The 20,160-nt window shown below is 66.9% G+C and carries 21 protein-coding genes; 12 read left to right on the top strand and 9 right to left on the bottom strand.

What is annotated here, in order from left to right; all coding sequences use genetic code 11:
- Window positions 1-118: 118 nt before the first annotated feature.
- Window positions 119-1,987 carry a phosphoenolpyruvate carboxykinase (GTP) gene (locus V9L20_RS23155; RefSeq protein WP_258503296.1) on the top strand — a complete coding sequence of 623 codons (1,869 nt, stop codon included), beginning with the start codon at window positions 119-121 and terminating at the stop codon, window positions 1,985-1,987.
- Between the two features lie 93 nt (window positions 1,988-2,080).
- Here the strand turns inward: V9L20_RS23155 and V9L20_RS23150 are convergent, their stop codons facing one another.
- Window positions 2,081-2,629, bottom strand: a complete 549-nt coding sequence (locus tag V9L20_RS23150) for a hypothetical protein (protein ID WP_337298405.1) — start codon at window positions 2,627-2,629, stop codon at window positions 2,081-2,083.
- 107 nt (window positions 2,630-2,736) lie between these two features.
- Here V9L20_RS23150 and V9L20_RS23145 point away from each other — a divergent pair, with 107 nt between their 5' ends.
- A complete protein-coding gene (locus tag V9L20_RS23145; RefSeq protein WP_337298404.1) occupies window positions 2,737-3,717 on the top strand; it encodes a LysR family transcriptional regulator in 981 nt (326 codons plus the stop codon).
- Window positions 3,718-3,732: 15 nt separating this feature from the next.
- On the opposite strand, the gene V9L20_RS23140 is transcribed toward V9L20_RS23145, so the two are convergent.
- Entirely contained in the window at window positions 3,733-3,906 is a 174-nt protein-coding gene (locus V9L20_RS23140) for a hypothetical protein (protein WP_337298403.1), read from the bottom strand.
- 125 nt (window positions 3,907-4,031) lie between these two features.
- Between V9L20_RS23140 and V9L20_RS23135 the strand changes: the two genes are divergently transcribed.
- On the top strand, window positions 4,032-4,838 hold the full coding sequence (locus V9L20_RS23135) for a metallophosphoesterase (RefSeq protein WP_337298402.1): 807 nt from the start codon (window positions 4,032-4,034) through the stop codon (window positions 4,836-4,838).
- Between the two features lie 7 nt (window positions 4,839-4,845).
- Here V9L20_RS23135 and V9L20_RS23130 read toward each other — a convergent pair whose 3' ends face one another.
- Window positions 4,846-6,429 (bottom strand): phospholipase D family protein, encoded by a 1,584-nt coding sequence (locus V9L20_RS23130; RefSeq protein ID WP_337298401.1) that lies wholly within the window; start codon window positions 6,427-6,429, stop codon window positions 4,846-4,848.
- Window positions 6,430-6,503: 74 nt separating this feature from the next.
- On the opposite strand from V9L20_RS23130, the gene V9L20_RS23125 reads away from it, so the two are divergent.
- The 6 genes from V9L20_RS23125 to V9L20_RS23100 all read left to right on the top strand — a co-directional run bounded on the left by V9L20_RS23125 (window position 6,504) and on the right by V9L20_RS23100 (window position 11,954).
- Window positions 6,504-7,733, top strand: a complete 1,230-nt coding sequence (locus tag V9L20_RS23125) for a nucleoside recognition domain-containing protein (RefSeq protein ID WP_337298400.1) — start codon at window positions 6,504-6,506, stop codon at window positions 7,731-7,733.
- Between the two features lie 107 nt (window positions 7,734-7,840).
- Entirely contained in the window at window positions 7,841-8,350 is a 510-nt protein-coding gene (locus tag V9L20_RS23120; protein WP_126746657.1) for a flavin reductase family protein, read from the top strand.
- A gap of 8 nt (window positions 8,351-8,358) precedes the next feature.
- Window positions 8,359-9,258 carry a DMT family transporter gene (locus tag V9L20_RS23115; RefSeq protein WP_337298399.1) on the top strand — a complete coding sequence of 300 codons (900 nt, stop codon included), beginning with the start codon at window positions 8,359-8,361 and terminating at the stop codon, window positions 9,256-9,258.
- Window positions 9,255-10,193 carry a glutaminase gene (locus V9L20_RS23110; RefSeq protein ID WP_337298398.1) on the top strand — a complete coding sequence of 313 codons (939 nt, stop codon included), beginning with the start codon at window positions 9,255-9,257 and terminating at the stop codon, window positions 10,191-10,193. The genes V9L20_RS23115 and V9L20_RS23110 overlap by 4 nt, the downstream gene beginning before the upstream one ends.
- A 55-nt stretch (window positions 10,194-10,248) precedes the next feature.
- Window positions 10,249-10,755 (top strand): hypothetical protein, encoded by a 507-nt coding sequence (locus V9L20_RS23105; RefSeq protein ID WP_337298397.1) that lies wholly within the window; start codon window positions 10,249-10,251, stop codon window positions 10,753-10,755.
- Window positions 10,756-10,916: 161 nt separating this feature from the next.
- Window positions 10,917-11,954 carry an aliphatic amidase gene (locus V9L20_RS23100; RefSeq protein WP_337298396.1) on the top strand — a complete coding sequence of 346 codons (1,038 nt, stop codon included), beginning with the start codon at window positions 10,917-10,919 and terminating at the stop codon, window positions 11,952-11,954.
- A 2-nt stretch (window positions 11,955-11,956) separates the two neighbouring features.
- On the opposite strand, the gene V9L20_RS23095 is transcribed toward V9L20_RS23100, so the two are convergent.
- Window positions 11,957-12,847, bottom strand: a complete 891-nt coding sequence (locus V9L20_RS23095; protein WP_337298395.1) for a LysR family transcriptional regulator — start codon at window positions 12,845-12,847, stop codon at window positions 11,957-11,959.
- A 90-nt stretch (window positions 12,848-12,937) separates the two neighbouring features.
- Here V9L20_RS23095 and V9L20_RS23090 point away from each other — a divergent pair, with 90 nt between their 5' ends.
- Complete coding sequence (locus V9L20_RS23090; protein WP_337298394.1) at window positions 12,938-13,132, top strand: DUF1127 domain-containing protein; 195 nt, start codon at window positions 12,938-12,940, stop codon at window positions 13,130-13,132.
- Between the two features lie 53 nt (window positions 13,133-13,185).
- Window positions 13,186-14,880, top strand: coding sequence for a hypothetical protein (locus tag V9L20_RS23085; RefSeq protein ID WP_337298393.1), 1,695 nt, complete (start codon window positions 13,186-13,188; stop codon window positions 14,878-14,880).
- Here the strand turns inward: V9L20_RS23085 and V9L20_RS23080 are convergent.
- Together V9L20_RS23080 and V9L20_RS23075 are read right to left on the bottom strand one after the other, a co-directional pair.
- Entirely contained in the window at window positions 14,877-15,458 is a 582-nt protein-coding gene (locus tag V9L20_RS23080) for a uracil-DNA glycosylase family protein (RefSeq protein ID WP_337298392.1), read from the bottom strand. The genes V9L20_RS23085 and V9L20_RS23080 overlap by 4 nt on opposite strands.
- A gap of 33 nt (window positions 15,459-15,491) precedes the next feature.
- Window positions 15,492-16,325 (bottom strand): isocitrate lyase/PEP mutase family protein, encoded by an 834-nt coding sequence (locus tag V9L20_RS23075; protein ID WP_337298391.1) that lies wholly within the window; start codon window positions 16,323-16,325, stop codon window positions 15,492-15,494.
- Window positions 16,326-16,424: 99 nt separating this feature from the next.
- Here V9L20_RS23075 and V9L20_RS23070 point away from each other — a divergent pair, with 99 nt between their 5' ends.
- Window positions 16,425-16,883, top strand: coding sequence for a CopD family protein (locus tag V9L20_RS23070; RefSeq protein WP_337298390.1), 459 nt, complete (start codon window positions 16,425-16,427; stop codon window positions 16,881-16,883).
- 336 nt (window positions 16,884-17,219) lie between these two features.
- Here V9L20_RS23070 and V9L20_RS23065 read toward each other — a convergent pair whose 3' ends face one another.
- The 3 genes from V9L20_RS23065 to V9L20_RS23055 are packed head-to-tail and all read right to left on the bottom strand — an operon-like array spanning window position 17,220 to window position 20,125.
- Window positions 17,220-17,651, bottom strand: a complete 432-nt coding sequence (locus V9L20_RS23065; protein WP_337298389.1) for a VOC family protein — start codon at window positions 17,649-17,651, stop codon at window positions 17,220-17,222.
- A 32-nt stretch (window positions 17,652-17,683) separates the two neighbouring features.
- Complete coding sequence (locus V9L20_RS23060) at window positions 17,684-18,919, bottom strand: CaiB/BaiF CoA transferase family protein (RefSeq protein ID WP_337298388.1); 1,236 nt, start codon at window positions 18,917-18,919, stop codon at window positions 17,684-17,686.
- A gap of 6 nt (window positions 18,920-18,925) precedes the next feature.
- Window positions 18,926-20,125 (bottom strand): acyl-CoA dehydrogenase, encoded by a 1,200-nt coding sequence (locus V9L20_RS23055; RefSeq protein WP_042580725.1) that lies wholly within the window; start codon window positions 20,123-20,125, stop codon window positions 18,926-18,928.
- Between the last annotated feature and the right edge of the window lie 35 nt (window positions 20,126-20,160).

The following is a 20,160-nucleotide window of genomic DNA, read 5'->3' as shown; positions in this document are numbered from 1 at the left end:
TTTGCGGCCCGCGTTGACGCAGTCTCCCAACGCGAAACGTTTTCTCAAACGGACCTCCGTGCCTCGATGGCGCGGCGTCCCGTTCGGAAAGACGATTTTTCAACTTAGGAGATTTCCGATGAACGCACCCACGATGCAGGGCCTTGCCATTCAGGCACCCTCATACGTCAAGAACGCAAAACTGATTGCCTGGGTGGCCGATATGGCCGCGCTTTGCAAACCCGAGGCCATCTACTGGTGCGACGGCAGCAAGGAAGAGTACGACCGCCTCTGCCAGAAGCTGGTCGACGCGGGTACCTTCAAGAAGCTCAACCCGGCCAAGCGTCCCAACTCCTTCCTCGCGGCTTCCGACCCGAGCGACGTGGCGCGCGTCGAAGACCGCACCTTCATCTGCTCCGAAAAGAAGGAAGACGCCGGTCCCACCAACAACTGGATGGCTCCGGCCGAGATGCGCGCCACGCTGCAGCCGCTGTTCGACGGCTGCATGAAGGGCCGCACGATGTACGTGGTGCCTTTCAGCATGGGTCCGCTCGGCTCGCCCATTGCGCACATCGGCATCGAGCTTTCGGACTCGCCTTACGTGGCGGTCAACATGAAGATCATGACCCGCATGGGCAAGGCCGTGTACGAAGTGCTCGGCGCCGACGGCGAGTTCGTGCCCTGCGTGCACACGGTGGGCGCGCCCCTGGAGCCCGGCCAGAAGGATGTGACCTGGCCCTGCAACAAGACGAAGTACATCGTTCACTATCCTGAAACCCGCGAGATCTGGAGCTACGGCTCGGGCTACGGCGGCAATGCGCTGCTCGGCAAGAAGTGCTTTGCGCTGCGCATCGCCTCCACCATGGGCCGCGACGAGGGCTGGCTGGCCGAGCACATGCTCATCCTGGGCGTGACCTCGCCCCAAGGCAAGAAGTACCACGTGGCCGCCGCGTTCCCGTCGGCCTGCGGCAAGACGAACTTTTCGATGCTGGTGCCGCCGGCCGGCTTCGACGGCTGGCAAGTGACGACCATCGGCGACGACATCGCCTGGATCAAGCCCGGCAAGGATGGCCGCATGTACGCCATCAACCCCGAGGCGGGCTACTTCGGAGTGGCCCCAGGCACCAACCTCAAGACCAATCCCAACTGCCTGAAGAGCCTGGACCGCGACGTGATCTTCACCAACGTGGCGCTCACCGATGACGGCGACGTGTGGTGGGAAGGCCTGGAAGACGACGTGCCCGGCAAGAAGCTGCCCGAGCACCTGATCGACTGGCAGGGCAAGGACTGGACGCCGCAGATCGCCAAGGAAACCGGCGCCAAGGCCGCGCACCCGAACTCGCGCTTTACCGTGGCGGCCACCAACAACCCCGCGCTCGACCCGGCCTGGGACGATCCGGCCGGCGTGCCGATCGACGCTTTCATCTTCGGCGGCCGCCGCTCGACCACGGTGCCGCTGGTGACCGAAGGCCGCAACTGGACCGAAGGCGTCTACATGGCCGCCACCATGGGTTCGGAAACCACCGCCGCCATCGTCGGCCAGGTGGGCGTGGTGCGCCGCGATCCGTTCGCCATGCTGGCCTTCATGGGCTACAACATGAGCGACTACTTCCAGCACTGGCTCGACCTGGGCAAGAAGCTGGAAGCATCGGGCGCCAAGCAGCCGAAGATCTACACGACCAACTGGTTCCGCAAGGGTCCGGACGGCAAGTTCGTGTGGCCGGGCTACGGCGAGAACATGCGCGTGCTCAAGTGGATCATCGACCGCATCGAAGGCAAGGCCGAGGGCGTGGACCATGTCTTCGGCGTGAGCCCGCGCTATGAAGACCTGAACTGGACCGGCCTGGATTTCAGCGCCGAGCAGTACGCCACCGTCACCAACATCGACAAGGCCGCGTGGCAGGCCGAGCTGAAGCTGCACACCGAGCTGTTCGAACAGCTGGCGCACCACCTGCCGAAGGAGCTGCCGGAAACCAAGGCAGCCATCGAGCAGCGCCTGGCGGCCTGACGCTCCCCACCGTGCGGCGCAAGCCGCACCAATGAAAAAAGCCGCCCAAGGGCGGCTTTTTCATGACTCGGCTAACAAGAAGCGATCGATGGATCAGTAGTAGCGCGAGCTGTTCATGCGGCGCATGGCTTCGTAGAGCGTCGGCATGCGGGCATCGTTGGAACGTGCGGCCTTGCGGGCCAGCGCGTCGACCTTGGCAACGGCGGCAGGGGAAGCCTTGCCTTCCGACTGCTCGCGCCAGACAGCGGCTTGCAGTTCCTGCATTACGCGCGGGTCGCTGTGCGCGGTGGCAAGAAACCGGGCGTCGGCGCGGCTGGCGGCGCGGCGCTGGGCGGCTGCGTTCCACAGGGCCGCAACCTTGCTGGCCGGGGCGCGCAGCGAGCTCGCAAACAGTGCGATACCGGCGAAGACCGCGCCGCAGAGCACGGCCCAGGCGGCAAGCAGCGCGCCTTCGTCCCAGGTGGAAACGAGCTTGTCGCCCACCACCAGAACCGCCGCGATCACGGCGACGACGAGCAGCGCGATCAGCGGACGCGAACCGCTGGCACCGGCACGGGCGGCCTTGATCTGGCCGAACAGGATCTCGGCGCGCTGGACGCCGGGATGAGAAGTAGGTTGGTCAACGTGGACAAAGCTGGTCATGGTGATCCCTCCGTGGGATGAGTGGCTTGATGCCGATGGGGGAATATTAGGGGTTACCCTAGTGTTCCGCCACTTTATCTTTCTGATGTTTATCATTCACAACGCTGATGGACGTCAACTTTCGCACACTCGACCTCAACCTGCTCCGCGTCTTCGACGAGGTGATGGCGGAGCGCAACCTCACGCGGGCGGCGCGCAACCTGTCGATCACGCAGCCGGCTGTGAGCAATGCGCTGCGCCGCCTGCGCGACGTGCTCGGCGACGAACTGGTGAGCCGATCGGGCGCGGGCGTGGAGCCGACGCCGCGCGCGCTGGCGCTCTGGCCCACCGTGCGCGACGCCCTGCGGCAGCTGCAGCACACGCTGGCGCCGGGCGAGTTCGACGCCGCCACCGCGGACACCACCTTCCTCCTGGCCATGGCCGACGCCACCGCCGCCGAACTCATTCCGGGGCTGGTGCAAATCGTGGAGAAGGAAGCGCCCGCTATCTCGCTACGCGTTCTGCCGCTTACAACCCGCGATCCGCGGCGGATGCTCGAGCAGGAAGAAGTCGACATGGCGATCGGCTACTTTCCAGCCGTGATCGCCAGCTTGGCGGCGCGCGGGCAATCGGGCGTGGGGGTGGCGTTCGAGACCCAGCGGCTCTACCTGGGCCAGTATGTGTGCGTGATGCGCCGCGGCCATCCGCTGGCGGATGCACCGCTCACCCTTGACGACTACTGTGCCGCCCGGCACCTGCTGGTGAGCTTTTCGGGCCGGCCGTACGGCTTCATCGACCAGACGCTGGGCGCCATGGGCCGGGAGCGGCGCATCGTGGTGACGGTGAACCAGTTTTTCACGGCCGGCCGTGTGGTCGCCAATTCAGACCTGCTCACCGTGCTGCCGCGGCATTTCGTGACCGTGACCGGCATCGACGACCAGCTGGTGCTGCGCGACCTGCCCTTCGACCAGCCGATGGTGCATGTCGACGCCATCTGGCACCGGCGCGCGCAGCACCTGCATTCGCATGAATGGCTGCGCACCGCGCTGCTGCGCTCCGCCGCGGCGGCTTTTGCGGATTCGGTCCTCGGGCAGAAGGTGCCTCGATGACCCCCGCGGGTTTTCTTAGCGGATGACCGAGAGCCAGGCGCTGGCTGCAACGCGCAGTTCCTGCGCCTGGTGGGCGTCGAGGCCGGCACGGGCGTCGGCGCTTTCCATCAGCGCGGCGGCGTGGCTGACCGAAGCGTTGGCATTGGAATTACGGAAGAAACGGGCCACTTGGGCAATGAGGCTGAACATGACAGTGCGCGGCTCTTGGCTGCGCTGGAGTGGTTGATGTACCAAGAATAGGGGTTATCCCTAATATTGGAAGCCCCACTTCATGCGCTTTATGCATGGGCTCATTCCCCTAGACTGGCTGCACGATGAAGCTGCAACTGCTCTCCGACCTTCACCTGGAGTCTCACCCTCGCTTCCAGGCCGAGCCGGTGCCCGGCGCCGACATGCTGGTGCTGGCGGGCGACATCGGCTCCTACCAGGAAGGCTCCCGCCTGACGGACCCCGACTTCGGCCTGGGCCGCTTTTCGCCTCGCAACGGCTGGCCGGTGCCCGTGATCTACGTGCCCGGCAACCACGAGTACGACAACACGGATTTCGACGCAACCCACGATCGGCTGCGCGCACTTTGTAGCGAGCTCGACATCCTGTGGCTGGAGCGCGAGACGGCGGTCATCGGCGGCATCCGCTTCATCGGCACCACGCTCTGGGCCGACTTCGACGCACTGGTGACCCCCACCGACGGCCTGGCCGACGCGCTCAAGAAGCGCGGCAAGGCCATGCGTGCCGCCGACTTCTACCTGGAAAAGGCCGCCACGGTGCGGAACGGCCAGCCATTCATGGCCGGTGCAATGCGCGAACAGGCCCTGCTGTGCCAGGCCTGGCTCGAGCAGGCACTGGCCGAGCCATTCGACGGCACGACGGTTGCCATCACGCATTTCGCACCGAGCCTTGCCAGCGCCGACCCGCGCTACGGCCTCACGCCGGGTACCGCGGGCTTCTGCAATTCGCTCGATGCGCTGCTTCCCCGCGCCCAGCTGTGGCTGCACGGCCATTTGCACTGCCCGTTCGACTATGTGAAGGACGGCTGCCGCGTGGTCGCCAATCCGCTCGGCTACAAGGGCAAGGGCGAGCAGGAGGGCTTTCGGCCGAACCTGCTGATCGAAGTGGGCTGAACACGCGCTACAGCAGTTCTTCGCCGACGATCGGCAGCAGCAGCCAGTTCTTGAAGCGCAGCCACAGAAACTCGCCGGGCTCGTCCTCGTGGACGATGTCTCCGCCGGCATCGTCGTATTCCAGCCATTGCACGCGGCGGCCGTTGGGTCCGAGCCGCAGCCGGTAGCCCAGGCTCACGCGGCCCTTGCTCAAGAGCTTTTCGTAGTCGGCCACCAGTTCCGGGCTGTCGATCACGAGCCCCATCTCGGTATTGACCGCCGCGGAGCGATGGTCGAGGTTCATCGAGCCGACGAAGAAACGCTGGTCGTCGATCACCGCGATCTTGGCGTGCAGCCGGCTGATCGACTGGCCGAAGTCGCCGAAATGCCCCGAGCGCCCGGAGAGCATCGGCGCAATCTCGTAGATGCTGACGCCGATCTTCAGCATGTCGGCGCGATAGCGTTCATAGCCCGCGTAGGCCAGCGGCTCGTCCGTGGCGCCCAGCGAGTTGGTCACCACGGTGATGCGCCCTCCCCGCGCGATGGCCGCCTTCATCATGGCCATGCCGCGCGTGCCGGGAATGAAGTACGGCGAGGCGATCTTGACCTCATGGCTGGCCGAATTGATGACGCCCAGCGCGCCCTCGTTCACGCTGCCCGCATAGGCCGCCTCGGGCGCGCGCGTGATCTTCGCGGGGTCGTCCACGAACAGCGTGAACGGCGCCCAGCGCAGGTCGACCTTGCCGGTGGTGAGCTGCTCGCCCACCGGCGACCTGTCCATCACGTCGCGCTGGCGAATCGGCACATCGGGCTGCGCCGTGCCGGCAATGGCGTCGAAGCGCTTCTGCGCCTCGTCCACCGTCATGCGCAGCGGCGCGATGCGCTCGATGGGCCACGCATGCTCGCTGTTCCAGTAGCGATCGAAGCCCTCGGACATCTTGCGCACCACCGGCCCGCTGGAGAGCACGTCCATGTCGATGAAGTTCGCCGCCGTGCCGCGCATGAAGTATTCGTTGGCGATGTTGCGCCCGCCCGAAACGGCAAAGCTGTTGTCGGCCACCAGCAGCTTGTTGTGCATGCGGTGGTTAATGCGGCCGAAATCCGCAATCGAGAGCAGGAGCCGCAGCGCGAGCGAGCCGGCCCGCGAAGGCAGCGGATTGAACAGCCGCACCTCGACGTTCGGAAAAGCCGAAAGCGTGCCGAACACCTCGTCCTCGCCGGACGTGTAGAGATCGTCCACCAACAGGCGCACCCGGACGCCGCGCGACGCCGCGTCGCGCAGTTCGCGCAGCAGCAGCAGGCCGACGTCGTCGTTCTGGATCAGGTAGTACTGCACGTCGAGCGACTTCTCGGCATGCCGCGCGAGCGAAATGCGGGCATCGAAGGCGAAGGCGGCCTCCGGCAGCAGCCGAAAGCCCGACTGCGATGCCGCCGCGTCGGGCGCGCCCGGCCGCACCAGCTGGCCGAGCGCGGTGCCTGCCACGTCGGTGATGGCCGCAGTGGGCGTGCGCGGCTGCGGCGGCGGGAGGCCCGCGCAGCCCGCCAGCCACGCCGAGGCCACGGCGGCCCACACCAGGGCCGCGAGCCGGCGGATCAGCAAAGTGGCTGTCATGGCCCGCACTGTAGCCCGCGGCAGGCACCAGCGGAGCCCTATGATCGACGCCACAAAAAAGGGAAAGAACACGCGTGCTCAACGGCTTGTGGCTGGGTTTCTTCGGAATGGCGATGCTGGCGGCGCTCGGGCGCTGGCTCGTGGGCGGCGACCCGGCCGTCTTTGCGGCCATCGTCGAAAGCCTGTTCGCCATGGCGCGGCTCGCGGTCGAGGTGATGGTGCTGCTGTTCGGCACGCTCACGCTGTGGCTCGGCTTCTTGCGCATCGCCGAGGCGGCGGGGCTGGTTGGCTGGCTCGCGCGCCTGCTCGGGCCGCTGTTCCGGCGGCTGATGCCGGGCGTGCCCGCGGGGCACCCGGCGCTGGGGCTCATCACGATGAACTTCGCGGCCAACGCGCTCGGACTCGACAACGCGGCCACGCCCATCGGCCTGAAGGCCATGCGCGAGCTGCAGCGGCTGAACCCCGACCCGGTCACGGCCACCAACGCGCAGATCCTGTTTCTGGTGCTCAACGCCTCGTCGCTCACGCTGCTGCCGGTGACCATCTTCATGTACCGCGCACAGCAAGGCGCGGGCGATCCGACGATGGTGTTCCTGCCGATTTTGCTGGCGACCAGCGCATCGACGCTGGTGGGCCTGCTCTCGGTGGCCGTGGCGCAGCGCCTGCGGCTGTGGGACCCTGTAGTGCTGGCCTACCTGGTGCCGGGCGCGCTGCTGCTCGGCGGCTTCATGGCGCTGCTGGGCACCCTGTCGGCGGCGGCCATTTCTTCGCTCTCGTCGCTCATGGGCAACCTTGCGCTGTTCGGCGTGATCATCGTGTTCCTGCTGGCCGGCGCGATCCGCCGCATCAAGGTCTACGAGTGTTTTATCGAAGGCGCGAAGGAAGGCTTCGACATCGCGAAGAACCTGCTGCCCTATCTGGTGGCGATGCTGTGTGCCGTGGGCGTGCTGCGGGCCTCAGGCGCACTCGACTTTGCGCTAGGCGGCCTGCGCTGGCTGGTCGACATGGGCGGCTGGGATTCGCGCTTTGTCGACGCCATGCCCACCGCGCTGGTCAAGCCCTTCTCGGGCAGCGCGGCGCGCGCGATGCTGATCGAAACCATGAAGACTCAAGGCGTGGACAGCTTTCCCGCGCTGGTGGCCGCCACCATCCAGGGCAGCACCGAGACCACCTTCTACGTACTGGCCGTGTACTTCGGCGCCGTGGGCATCCAGCGGGCGCGCCATGCCGTGGCCTGTGCGCTTCTGGCCGAGCTGGCAGGCGTCGTGGCGGCCATTGCGGTCTGCTACTGGTTCTTCGGATGAACACCGCGGAACCAGCGATTGCGACCGGGGCTATGCGGCGCGCGCCGAGCAGCCGCGCGTGCGCTAAGCCAGAATAGTCCCTCGCCTTCCAACGCACAGCCTCTTTCGTGACCACCACCCGCCGGGCCAAGCCCCCTACCTTCTCGCCCGCAGAATTTCGCGAGGCGCTCGGCATGTTCGCCACGGGCGTAACCATCGTCACCGCGCGTTCGGCCGACGGCGTGCTGGTCGGCCTCACGGCGAATTCGTTCAACTCGGTGTCGCTTGCGCCGCCGCTGGTGCTGTGGAGCCTGGCGCGGGCGGCGGGCTCGATGCCGGCGCTCAGCACCGGGTCGCACTACGCCATCAACATCCTGGCGGCCAACCAGAAGGAATTGGCCGAGCGCTTCGCCACCAAGAACATCGACCGCTGGGCGGACGTGGCCTTTACCGAGGGCCTGGGCGGCGCGCCGGTGCTGGCGGGTGCGGCGGCAAGCTTCGAGTGCTTCAACCGCAGCCGCTACGACGAAGGCGACCATGTGATCTTCGTGGGCGAGGTGGAGCGCTGCACGCACAACGCGGGCGCCTCTCCGCTGCTGTTCCACGGCGGGCGCTTCTACACCGAGCATCCGCTCTGACCCGACGAATGATCCAGCGCAAGACCCATCTCGACTCCCTCGCCATCGGCCTTCTCATCGCATGCTGCGCGTTCTGGGGGCTGCAGCAGATTCTCATCAAGACCACCGTCACCGAAGTTCCGCCGCTCTGGCAGGCCTCCATCCGCATGGCGGGTGCGGTGGCGCTGCTGTGGCTCTGGTGCGTGTCGCGCCGGGTGCCGCTTTTCGAGCGCGACGGCACGCTGCCGGGCGGCCTGCTCGTGGGGCTGCTGTTCGCGGGCGAGTTCGCCTGCATCTACCTGGGCCTGCAGCACACCTCGGCCTCGCGGCTCACGGTCTTTCTTTACACCGCGCCGTTTTGGGTGTCGCTGCTGCTGCCGCGCTGGGTGCCGGCCGAACGCCTGCGGGGCTTGCAATGGCTGGGCCTCGTCATCGCGTTCGCGGCCGTGGTGTTCGCGTTCAGCGAGGGCTTCGGGCACTCGAGCTCCAGCCAGTTGCTGGGCGATGCCATGGGGCTCGTCGGCGGCATGCTCTGGGGCCTGACCACGCTGGCGCTGCGCACCACGAAGCTCGCCACCGCAAGCGCCGAGAAGGCCTTGTTCTACCAAGTGGGCGTAACCGCGGCGGTGTGTCCGGTGATCTCGCTGCTGCTGGGCGAAAAGTGGGGTTTCTCGTATTCGGCCTGGGCGTGGACGTCGATCGGCCTGCAGACCGTGATCGGCGCGTTCGCGAGCTATCTCACGTGGATGTGGCTGCTGCGGCACTACCCCGCCACTCAGATGTCGTCGTTCAGCTTTCTGACGCCGCTGTTCGCATTGGTGTTCGGCGTGGTGCTGCTCAGCGAACCGCTCACGCTGCAATTGATGCTCGCGCTGGTGGGTGTCGGCCTGGGCATCGTGATGGTCAACCGGCGAAAGGCACGGCCATGAAAGACGCAGACTTCCAGCCGGTGCTCGACGACATCGTCGCCACCTTGCGGCCGCTGCTGGGCAAGGCCGGCACGGTGGCCAGCTACATTCCCGCGCTGGCCTGCGTCGATCCGCAGCAGCTCGGCATTGCGCTGCGCACCTGCCAGGGCGCCGAGGCTTTTGCCGGCGACGCCGAAACGCCGTTCTCGATCCAGAGCGTGTCCAAGCTCTTCACGCTCACGCTTGCCATGCAGCGCATGGGCGATGCGCTGTGGGAGCGCATCGGACGCGAGCCCTCGGGCAACCCCTTCAACTCGCTGGTGCAGCTGGAGAACGAGCACGGCAAGCCGCGCAATCCGTTCATCAATGCGGGCGCCATTGCCGTCGCCGACCGCCTCGTGAGCCAGGCGCGCGCCAACGGCGGCAGCGCCAAGGCCGACATTCTTGCGTTGATGGGCAGCCTGTGCGGAGAGCCGATCGCGTTCGACGACGAGGTGGCGCAGTCCGAAGCCGCCACGGGCTTTCGCAATATCGCGCTCGCCAACTTCATGAAGAGCTTCGGCAAGATCGACAACGACGTGGCCGATGTGCTCGACACCTACTTTCACCAGTGCGCGCTGCGGATGAACTGCCGCCAGCTCGCACGTGCGGCCGCGTTTTTGTGCCGCGACGGTGCGCATCCGATCGACGGCCAGGCCGAGGTCACCGGCGAGCGGCAGGCACGGCGCATCAACTCGCTGATGCTCACCTGCGGAACCTACGACGCGGCGGGCGATGTGGCGTTCTCGATCGGCCTGCCCTGCAAGAGCGGCGTGGGCGGCGGCATCGTGGCCGTGGTGCCCGACAGGCTCACGCTGTGCGTCTGGTCGCCGGCGCTGGATGCCACGGGCAACTCGCTGCTCGGCATGAAGGCGCTGGAGCTCTTCGTTGCGCGCACCGGTCTGTCGGTGTTCTGAGCGCCCGTTCGCCGGCACGGGCGAAAATGAGGCCCACACGAACACAAGCACCCGAATGACCGAAGCCACAGATTCCACCACCGACTCCGACGACACCCTCCCCCTTCAGGAAGCCCGCCTCTGGCGCGACGGCCAATGGACCGCCCGCGTGATCAAGAACGAGGAAGACGACGGCTGGGCCGTCGAGATGACGCGCCACGGAGACCCGGAGCCGGCGCTGGTCGGCCCGTGGACCATGGGCCGCGACAAGAAGAACCCCAAGCCGCTCGACGGGCCCGCGTTTTCAACGCTGGTGAAGACCGCCGCTGAAGTCATTCGCCGCCATGAGCAGCAGCTGCACGCCACGCTCAACAAGAGCGTGACCGTCACCGCGCGCAACGACCAGCGCGTGCGCGTGTCGCTCGCCATCGTGCCCGACGAAGACAGCCCCTCCGCCACGCTCACCGCGCACGACAATGCGGACGACACCGAGCTTGCCAGCGTCAACGTCTCGCCGGCCTTCAGGCTCACCACGTCCAGCGCCACGGCCTGGATCGAATCGGACTACGCACGCCCCCGCTGAAGGCCGCCGCAATCAGCGAAATGACGTATGGGCAGCCCCCTCTGAGTTGAGAACAATCGGCTTCGACGACACCCACCGCCGCACCGCAGAAAAGCCCGAACCGGATAAGCACCGGGCCGGGCTTTTTTCTTGTTTCTCAACCATCCTTCAGGAGCAGCGTCATGCGACATGGTGATATTTCGAGCAGCAGCGATTGCGTGGGCGTCGCGGTCGTCAACTACAAGATGCCCCGCCTGCACACCAAGGCCGAGGTGTTGGACAACGCCCGCAAGATCGGCGAGATGCTGGTCGGCATGAAGAAGGGACTGCCGGGCATGGACCTGGTGATCTTTCCCGAATACTCCACGCACGGGATCATGTACGACGAGAAGGAGATGTACGACACCGCCGCCACCGTGCCCGGCGATGAGACTGCCATCTTTGCCGACGCCTGCCGCCGCGCCAACGTGTGGGGCGTGTTCTCGCTGACCGGCGAGCGGCACGAGCAGCATCCGGACAAGGCGCCCTACAACACGCTGATCCTCATGAACAACCAGGGCGAAGTCGTCCAGAAGTACCGCAAGATCATGCCGTGGGTGCCCATCGAGGGCTGGTATCCGGGCGACCGCACCTACGTGAGCGAAGGTCCCAAGGGCATGAAGATCAGCCTCATCGTCTGCGACGACGGCAACTACCCCGAGATCTGGCGCGACTGCACCATGCGCGGCGCCGAGCTCGTCATTCGCTGCCAGGGCTACATGTACCCGGCCAAGGAGCAGCAGATCCTGGTGTCCAAGGCCATGGCCTTCATGAACAACACCTACGTGGCGGTGGCCAATGCGGCGGGCTTCGACGGCGTGTACTCGTACTTCGGGCATTCGGCCATCATCGGCTTCGACGGCCGCACGCTCGGCGAATGCGGCGAGGAAGAAATGGGCATCAACTACGCCGAACTTTCCATGGGGCTGATCCGCGATGCGCGCAAGAACGGCCAGTCGCAGAACCACCTGTTCAAGCTCATGCACCGCGGCTACACCGGTGTCATCAATTCGGGCGACGGCGACAAGGGCGTGGCCGAATGCCCGTTCGACTTCTACAAGCAGTGGATCAACGATCCCGAAGCTGCGCGCAAGCAGGTGGAGTCGTTCACGCGCAGCACCATCGGCACCGCGGAATGCCCGATCGAAGGCCTGCCGAACGAGGCCACGCGCAGCAGCTGAAATCAGAGCTGGCGAAACTCCGTCAGCACCTTCAACACGCTGAGCGTGGCGCCGTCGAGCGTGGCACGCTGGCGGTGCGCAATGCCGAGGCGGCGTGTGAGCCTGGGCGTGACCGGCAAGATCTGCATGCGCTCGTTCAGCGCCGCGTCGGTGGACTGCTGTAGCGGCAGCAGCGCGGCACCGTAGCCGGCCGCCACCAAGCTGCGGATGGCAGCGTCGTAGTTGAGCTCGATGCGCGCGCGCGGCGCGAAACCCGCCGCCGCAAACCACTCCATGGTGAGCCGGTACATGTGCGTGGTGGCCTCGTTGAAGATCAGCGGCTGCGCCGCCAACCATGCGGGCGTCACGCGCTTGGGCGCCTTCCAGCGCTGCGGCACAAAGGCCATCATGGCTTGGTCGCGCCAAGGCGTCACGACCAAGTCGCGCAGCGGCGGCTGCGGCACGGCCACCAGGCCGATGTCGAGCGTGCCCGCCGCCAGCCGGGACATTGCGTCGTTCGAGCCGAGGATGCTGACTTCGACGTCGATGCCCGAATGCCCGACGCCCAAGGCCTCGAGCACTTGCGGCAGCAGGTCGACCACCACGCCGGTGGACGTGCCCAGCCGCACGCGGCCGGTGCGCCCCTCGGCCTGGCGCTTGACGGCTTCGATGGCGTCGTCGGTGTCGCGCAGCAGCTTGCGTCCGCGCTCGACCAGCGCCGCGCCAGCCGCGGTGGGCGTGACACGGCGGTTGCCGCGCACCACCAGGGATGTGCCCAGCCGCGATTCGAGTTCGCTGATGTGCAGGCTCACGGTGGGCTGCGCAAGGTGCAGCGCACTGGCCGCCGCCGAGAAAGTACCGAGGTCGGCAATGGCAATGAGCGTACGGAGCTGGTCGAGGTTGAGGTGTCGCATCAGGAATACTGATTGGAAGTGTCAGGAATCTCAACTTCCACAATAGCATGCATCGCCGCAAGATCGGCGCTCCCCAACAAGGAGCCCATCGTGACAGCGCCAACGCACTCGCCCTTTCATCAACGCCTGATGCATGCCTTGCGCAGCTGGCGCCGCCGTGCTGCGGAGCACCGCCGCAGCCGCGCCGACTCGCAGCATCTGGCCGGCATGAGCGACCACGAGCTGCGAGACCTGGGCATCGGGCGCAGCCAGGTCAGCGCGCTGCTGGACGAGCACAAGTACTGAAAGCGAAAGACTGTTATTTTCTGCCTCCGCAAAATTGAGGTTCAATCCGGGGCGTGTCTAAACCCGCTAAACCCACTGAACCCGCCCCGCTTTCCATCGAACTCACCTCGCCGCAATCGGTCGACGGCCGGCGCGCGGCCTTCCAGTCGCTCTGGCTGCTCGCGCGCATGAAGCATGCGCACGACGCGGAGGGCGGTCTGGTGCGGCTGTCCGACCTTCGCGGCGAAGTCACGGACGCGAGCACGCTGCGCATGGTGGTGAGCCGCGCCTTTCGCGACTTCAAGGCCTGGAATGTAGAGGTCGGCTGGGGCGAAGACACGCAGCGCGAGCCGCGCTTCTTGAACGACGAGCGGCGCAGCCAGGGGCCCTTCTGGTTGCCCGCGGCGGAGGCGAAGCGTGTGCACCTGCTGGTGGGTGGCCGCGCCGCCACCTCGGCCGAAGTGGCCTCTTTCCTCGGACTGCGTTCGCGCAAGAAGACTTCGGCCGAGCCGGGCTCGCCGACGCCACCCGATGCCGTGCACCTGCAAGACGCCGCGTTCTGGAAACAGCTGGTCGCCTCACAACAGGCAGCAAGGCAAGGAAGGCTCATGGCACCGGTAGCGGGCAGCGGCGGTGCGGGTGCCCAGCCGGCCAGCGCGCTCGAGTCGATTCGCCTTGCCGGCACACTGGCCGCCACGGACTTCCAGCGTGCGCTGGTCACGCTCAACGAGGCGATGCTGTGGCGCCGGCTCGGCGACAACGAACAGGCGCGCCGCCGCCTGCAGGCGCTCAAGCAACAGCGCCTTGCGCACCACGTGGCGGGCAACGACTATCTGGGTGCGATGGAATGCATCGTCTCGGCCTGGTGCGCCTACACCGCGCGCGACCTGCCGCTGGCCGAATCGCTGCTGGGCGGCATGGCCGGCGACGCGGCGCGCGGGCTGGTGCTGCGCCACCACCCCGACGTGCGCTTCGAGTGGTGCAACCTCTGGGCGCTGGTGTGCCGCTCGCGCGCACTGGGTCTTGCCACCGACGACAAGCCCGCCGCCGCGGCACTGGCCGAAGAGGCATTGCGCCGCTTCGGCGAGGCGCTGGCCGCGGCCTTCGAGTCGCACTCCTTCGACGCGGCGCAGCACGTGGCCGCCAACATGGGCATGGCCGCATGGCTGTTCGACCGCGTCGGCCTCTCCGATCTGCCGGCCCTTGCGCACGACGGCAACGCCGACACCACGCGCCGCGCGGTGCAGTGGATCGCTTTCAGCGAATGGCTCTGCGGCCACACCGACGGCCAGGGCCGCTCGGCCTGGAACGCGATTTACCTGATGCGCATCGCGCGCGGCCATTGCCGCCCAGAGTCGCAACCCACGCTCGCGCAGTTCCGCGCGCAAAAGCCATTGGAGCCGGCCGACATGTCCAAGCTCGCCGGACCGCTTGCCGATGCCTTCGATGCGGCGCACTGGCCGGCGCGCTGGGTCGAGGTGGCACAGGCGCGGCTGGCCGACCACCTGGCGGGACGCCGGCGCTACCCGGGCCTGCAGCATTGCAGCCTGCTCTTCGAGCACGCGTGGTACGCGGCGCATGCGGGCGACCTGAAAGCGGCCGAGCAGTCGCTGAGCCTTCTGCGCGAAGCATTGCCGCAACTCGTGCCGAGCGACCGCGCCTACTTCACCGAGTCATGGAACGACACGCTGCCGGCCGAGCTGGTGCTGGAGACAAGGCCGCCGCGCCGGCCCGCGGCGCCGAAAAAGGCTGTTCGAAAGACCGGCTAGCCAGCTTTTGCCAACACATGGCGCACACGCTCGCGCAGCACCGGCAGCACGTCGCGCTCGAACCACGGATGGTGCTTGAACCAGCCCGTGTTGCGCGGCGACGGATGCGGCAGCGGGATGAAGCGCGGTGCGTATTCGGCAAAGGCTTCGACGGTTTCGGTCACGCCGCCCTTGCTGGCACTGCCCAGGAAATGGCGCTGCGCATACTGGCCGATGAGCAGTGTCAGTTCGATGTGCTTCATCTGCGCAAGCAGGCGTTCGTGCCAGAGACCGGCGCATTCCTTTTGCGGCGGCAGGTCGCCGCTGCTGCCACGCCCCGGGTAGCAATAGCCCATCGGCATGATCGCCACGCGCTCCGGGTCGTAGAACACCTCGCGGTCAATGCCGAGCCAGCGGCGCAACTGCTCGCCGCTCTTGTCGTTCCACGGCACGCCGGTGGTGTGCACCGTCAGGCTCGGCGCTTGGCCGACGATCAGCAGCCGCGCGCTGGCGCTCGCCTGCACCACCGGCCGCGGCCCCAGCGGCAGGTGGGCCGCGCAGGCAATGCAGCTGCGGATTTCCGCGAGCAGCGCATCCATCGTCGGCTGACCCGGCTCGGAGCTTTTCTCCGCCTACCTCTTTCCGAACGGACGAAAGAAGCCGTCGAGCTCGCTGCCCATGGCGGCGCCCGCAAAATCGTCGAAGCGCCCCTCTTCCGCCAGCGTGCGCGCGGCGCGCATGAACCCGCCCCAAGCCGCACGCGCGAGCGCGCCGCCCACGCTCACGCGCCGAACGCCCAGTTCTGCGATGTCCTGCATGGTGAGCTCGCTGGTCGACCCGACCAGCAGGTTGACCGGCTTCGGCGCCACGGCCGCAACCACCGCGGCAATCTGCTCGCGCGTCTTGATGCCGGGTGCGTAGAGGCAATCGGCGCCGGCCTCGGCATAGGCCCTGAGCCGCGCGATGGTGTCGTCCAGGTCCGGGCGGCCCGCAAAGAAATTTTCGGCGCGGCCCACCAGCAAGGTGTCGCCGCCCGCCGCATCGATGGCTTGGCGCGCAGCGCGCAGCCGCTCAACGGCCACGTCGATCGGGAAGAGCGGGTTCGCGGCATCGCCGGTCGAGTCCTCGATCGAAAGGCCGGCCACGCCGGTTTCGACCGCGAGCCGCACGCTTTCGGCAACGCCCTGCGCATCGGCGGCAAAGCCGTTCTCGAAATCCGCATTCACCGGTAGGTCGGTGGCCGCGACCAGCTCTCGCAGATGGTCGAGGATCAACCCGCGATCGAGTGCGCCATCGGCCCCGCCGCGCGACCACGCAAAGCCCGAACTGGTGGTGGCCAGCGCCTTGAAGCCCAAGCCTTCGAGGTAGCGCGCGCTGCCTGTGTCCCAAGGGTTGGGAATGACGAAGCAGCCCTGTTCATGAAGGGCGCGGAAGTCGGCGCGTTTTTGCGCGATGGTGCGGGTCATCGAAGCCTCATCTTTCTTTCTTGCATGCGAAAGACGGAGTTTTAACGCAACAGCGCCGGCATTGCGCGCTCGCGCCTTTCGGTGTTCTGATCGGTCCCCATGCAACACGTCATCCTTCTTTTCATTCATCTTCTCGCCGCCGCCTTCTGGGTGGGCGGCATGGCCACCCTGCACTTCGCGGTACGCCCCGCCGCCGTCGCCACGCTGGAGCCGCCGCTGCGCCTGCGCATGATGGCCGCGGCGCTCCGGCGCTTCTTCGTCGGCGTGGATGCCGCGGTCACGCTGCTGTTCGTGACCGGCGTGGCCATGATCCTGCTGATGGGCGGCTTCCGCGGCGTGCACTGGCGCGTCGAGGCGATGATGGGCATCGCCATCGTCATGGCAGGTATCTACGTGTACATCCGCGCCTCGGTGTTCAGGGCGCTGCGGCGCGCGGTCGACGAGAGCGCATGGCCCGTGGCGGCCGGGCGGCTCGACATGGTGCGTAAGCTGGTGAGCCTGAACCTCGTGCTCGGCGTGGTGGTGTTTGGCGTGGCGATCGTGGGGCGCGCCGGCTGAGAGCCTGTGGTGGTTGCTCGTTGGGGCCGCCGCTGTTCAGGGCAGGTGCAAAGGCCACCGGGTACTCCCCTCCGCGAATGTCCCCCGGGGCTGCGTCCCTCCTCCTTTATTTCGCTGCGGGGAGTACCCGATGCCCTGTGCACTTGGGCGCGCTGCTGGTGTACCGCTGATCAACCACGGCTCCGCCCAACGCACCCGCTGATGGGGTGCCTTGCGCAGCGAAATAAAGGAGGAGGCCGCAGGCCGGGGGACATTCGCGGAGAAAGGTACCCCGTCGGCGGGTGCGCTGCCCTGAACGAACAACAGCGCCAAAAACAATACCGCGGCAAACAGAAATCAGCCCGCCGCACCCTTGAGTTCGATGCCGTTGCCGTCCGGGTCGGTGATGTAGATCGAAGGTCCGTCGCCTTCAGCGCCGAAGTTGTTCTGCACCTCGCCGTTCACCTGAACGCCGTACCGGGCCATCAGCGCGCGAATCGCCGCTTCGTCGAAGGGCTCGATGCGCAGGCAGATGTGGTCCACGTTGCGGCCTTCCTTGCCGGGCAGCGCGCCGCCCTGCTTGCCGAGCGGGCCGTCAAGCGTGACAAGGTCGATGAGGTTGGTGCCGGCGCGCAGGTGCACGAGCCCCAGGTGTTCTCGGCGCCTCTCGACCGCGCAGCCGAGCACGTCGCGGTAGAAGGCAATGGCGCGCTCCGCGTCCTTCACGCGCAGCACGACGTGGTCGATGCGCAGCACCGAGAACGGTGGGCTGTGTATCGGGTCCGTCATGGCTTGTTCTCCTTGCTTGCCTGCTTGCTTTCTTAGACCACGCCCGCCGCGCGCAGGGTGTCGAAGCGCGCGGCGTCGATGCCGAACTCGGCCAACACCTCGCGCGTGTGCTGGCCCAGTGCCGGCGGGGCATGGCGCAGCACGGGCGGCGTGGCTGTCAGGCGCAGCGGGCTCGCCACGCCGGTGATGCTTTCGATGCCGTCGCCTGCATCGCGCGGCAGCGTCACGGCCAGGCCGCGGGCCTTGACCTGTGCATCGTCGAAGGCTTGGGCAATGTCGTTGATCGGGCCGCAGGGCACGGCCTTGTCTTCGAGCAGCGAGACCCAATCGGCGGTAGTGCGGGTGCGCGTGAGCTCTTCCATCATCGGAATGAGCACGCCGCGATGCTTCACGCGCAGCGTGTTGGTGGCAAAGCGCGCATCGGCCGCCCACTCCGGGTGGCCGGCCGCCTCGCAGAAGCGCGCGAACTGGCCGTTGTTGCCGATGGCCAGCAGCATCGAACCGTCCAGTGTCGGAAAGTCTTGATAAGGCGCAAGGCTCGGATGCGTGTTGCCCTGGCGCTGCGGCGCCTTGCCGGTGTTGAGAAAGGCGCTCGCCTGGTTGGCGAGGATGGCCATGCCCACGTCGAGCAGCGCCATGTCGATGTGCTGGCCTTCGCCGGTGCGATCGCGCACCTGCAGCGCAGCGAGGATGGCGGTGCTCGCATAGACGCCGGTGAACAGGTCGGTGAGCGCCACGCCCACGCGCAGCGGGCCGCCGCCGGGCTCGCCGTCGGGGCGGCCGGTGATGCTCATCATGCCGGTCATGGCCTGGATCATCAGGTCGTAGCCCGCGCGCTCGGCATACGGGCCGTCATGGCCGAAGCCGGTCACGCTGCAATAGATGAGGCGCGGGTTGACCGCGCGCAGGCTCTCATGGTCGAGGCCGTATTGCTTCAGGCCGCCGGTCTTGAAATTTTCGACCACGATGTCGGCCTGCGCCGCCATCTGCTTGAGCAGCGCCTGCCCGTCGGGCGTGGCCATGTCGACCGTGACCGAGCGCTTGTTGCGGTTGCAGGCGGTGAAGTAGCTGGCCTGGTCGGTGTCGTTGCCGTCCGCGTCCTTGATGAAAGGCGGGCCCCAGGTGCGCGTGTCGTCGCCCACGCCGGGGCGCTCGATCTTGATGACATCGGCGCCCAGGTCCGCGAGGATCTGCGTGCACCACGGGCCCGCGAGCACGCGGGACAGATCGAGAACCTTGATGCCGTCCAGGGCTGCGGGCTTGGCCATGCGTGCTTAGTTCGCGAAAGCCGCAATGCCGGTGATCGCGCGGCCCAGGATCAGCGCGTGGATGTCGTGCGTGCCTTCGTAGGTGTTCACCACTTCCAGGTTCACCAGGTGGCGCGCCACGCCGAACTCGTCGCTGATGCCGTTGCCACCCATCATGTCGCGCGCCAGGCGGGCAATGTCGAGGGCCTTGCCGCAGTTGTTGCGCTTCATGATCGAGGTGATCTCGACCGAGGCGGTGCCTTCGTCCTTCATGCGGCCCAGGCGCAGGCTGCCTTGCAGGCCCAGCGTGATCTCGGTCTGCATGTCGGCCAGCTTCTTCTGGATGAGCTGGTTGGCGGCGAGCGGGCGGCCGAACTGCTTGCGGTCCAGCGTGTACTGGCGGGCGCGGTGCCAGCAGTCTTCGGCGGCGCCGAGTGCGCCCCACGAGATGCCGTAGCGCGCGCTGTTCAGGCAGGTGAACGGGCCCTTGAGGCCCTGCACTTCAGGGAACGCGTTTTCTTCAGGGCAGAACACGCCGTCCATCACGATTTCGCCGGTGATGCTGGCACGCAGGCCGACCTTGCCGTGGATGGCCGGGGCGCTGAGGCCCTTCATGCCCTTCTCGAGCACAAAGCCGCGGATCGGGCCCACGGTGCCGCTTTCGCTGACTTCCTTGGCCCACACCACGAACACGTCGGCGATGGGCGAATTGCTGATCCACATCTTGGCGCCGCTGAGCGAATAGCCGCCCGGCACCTTCTTGGCGCGCGTGACCATGCTGCCGGGGTCGGAGCCGTGGTCGGGTTCGGTCAGGCCGAAGCAGCCGATCCATTCGCCGGTGGCGAGCTTGGGCAGGAACTTCTGCTTTTGCGCTTCGGTGCCGAATTCGAAGATGGGCACCATCACCAGCGAGCTCTGCACGCTGGCCATCGAGCGGTAGCCCGAATCGACGCGCTCGACTTCGCGGGCGATCAGGCCGTAGGCCACGTAGTTGAGGCCGGGGCCGCCGTACTGCTCGGGAATGGTCGGGCCGAGCAGGCCGAGCGCGCCCATTTCGCGAAAGATGGCGGGGTCGGTTTCGCCGGTGCGAAAGCCCTCGATGACGCGGGGCGCGAGGCGCTCCTGGCAGTAGGCATTGGCCGCGTCGCGGATCATGCGTTCTTCGTCGGTCAGTTGCTGGTCGAGAAGAAGGGGGTCGTCCCAGTGGAATTGCGCTTTGGCGGCCATGTGGCTGTCTCCGGAATAGGGGGAAAAAAGAAACC

This window comes from Variovorax sp. CCNWLW225, assembly GCF_037204045.1.
In the GTDB taxonomy this organism is placed as follows: Bacteria; Pseudomonadota; Gammaproteobacteria; order Burkholderiales; family Burkholderiaceae_C; genus Variovorax.
This window is presented reverse-complemented; position numbering and strand designations above follow the sequence as displayed.

Bases quoted from the DNA above. Each gene is read 5' to 3' on its own strand.
- V9L20_RS23110 (WP_337298398.1), top strand. From the start codon at position 9,255: ATGAAAGACGCAGACTTCCAGCCGGTGCTCGACGACATCGTCGCCACC.
- V9L20_RS23105 (WP_337298397.1), top strand. From the start codon at position 10,249: ATGACCGAAGCCACAGATTCCACCACCGACTCCGACGACACCCTCCCC.
- V9L20_RS23145 (WP_337298404.1), top strand. From the start codon at position 2,737: ATGGACGTCAACTTTCGCACACTCGACCTCAACCTGCTCCGCGTCTTC.
- V9L20_RS23095 (WP_337298395.1), bottom strand. From the start codon at position 12,847: ATGCGACACCTCAACCTCGACCAGCTCCGTACGCTCATTGCCATTGCC.
- V9L20_RS23115 (WP_337298399.1), top strand. From the start codon at position 8,359: ATGATCCAGCGCAAGACCCATCTCGACTCCCTCGCCATCGGCCTTCTC.
- V9L20_RS23060 (WP_337298388.1), bottom strand. From the start codon at position 18,919: ATGGCCAAGCCCGCAGCCCTGGACGGCATCAAGGTTCTCGATCTGTCC.
- V9L20_RS23130 (WP_337298401.1), bottom strand. From the start codon at position 6,429: ATGACAGCCACTTTGCTGATCCGCCGGCTCGCGGCCCTGGTGTGGGCC.
- V9L20_RS23150 (WP_337298405.1), bottom strand. From the start codon at position 2,629: ATGACCAGCTTTGTCCACGTTGACCAACCTACTTCTCATCCCGGCGTC.
- V9L20_RS23055 (WP_042580725.1), bottom strand. From the start codon at position 20,125: ATGGCCGCCAAAGCGCAATTCCACTGGGACGACCCCCTTCTTCTCGAC.
- V9L20_RS23155 (WP_258503296.1), top strand. From the start codon at position 119: ATGAACGCACCCACGATGCAGGGCCTTGCCATTCAGGCACCCTCATAC.
- V9L20_RS23100 (WP_337298396.1), top strand. From the start codon at position 10,917: ATGCGACATGGTGATATTTCGAGCAGCAGCGATTGCGTGGGCGTCGCG.
- V9L20_RS23140 (WP_337298403.1), bottom strand. From the start codon at position 3,906: ATGTTCAGCCTCATTGCCCAAGTGGCCCGTTTCTTCCGTAATTCCAAT.
- V9L20_RS23070 (WP_337298390.1), top strand. From the start codon at position 16,425: ATGCAACACGTCATCCTTCTTTTCATTCATCTTCTCGCCGCCGCCTTC.
- V9L20_RS23075 (WP_337298391.1), bottom strand. From the start codon at position 16,325: ATGACCCGCACCATCGCGCAAAAACGCGCCGACTTCCGCGCCCTTCAT.
- V9L20_RS23080 (WP_337298392.1), bottom strand. From the start codon at position 15,458: ATGGATGCGCTGCTCGCGGAAATCCGCAGCTGCATTGCCTGCGCGGCC.
- V9L20_RS23135 (WP_337298402.1), top strand. From the start codon at position 4,032: ATGAAGCTGCAACTGCTCTCCGACCTTCACCTGGAGTCTCACCCTCGC.
- V9L20_RS23065 (WP_337298389.1), bottom strand. From the start codon at position 17,651: ATGACGGACCCGATACACAGCCCACCGTTCTCGGTGCTGCGCATCGAC.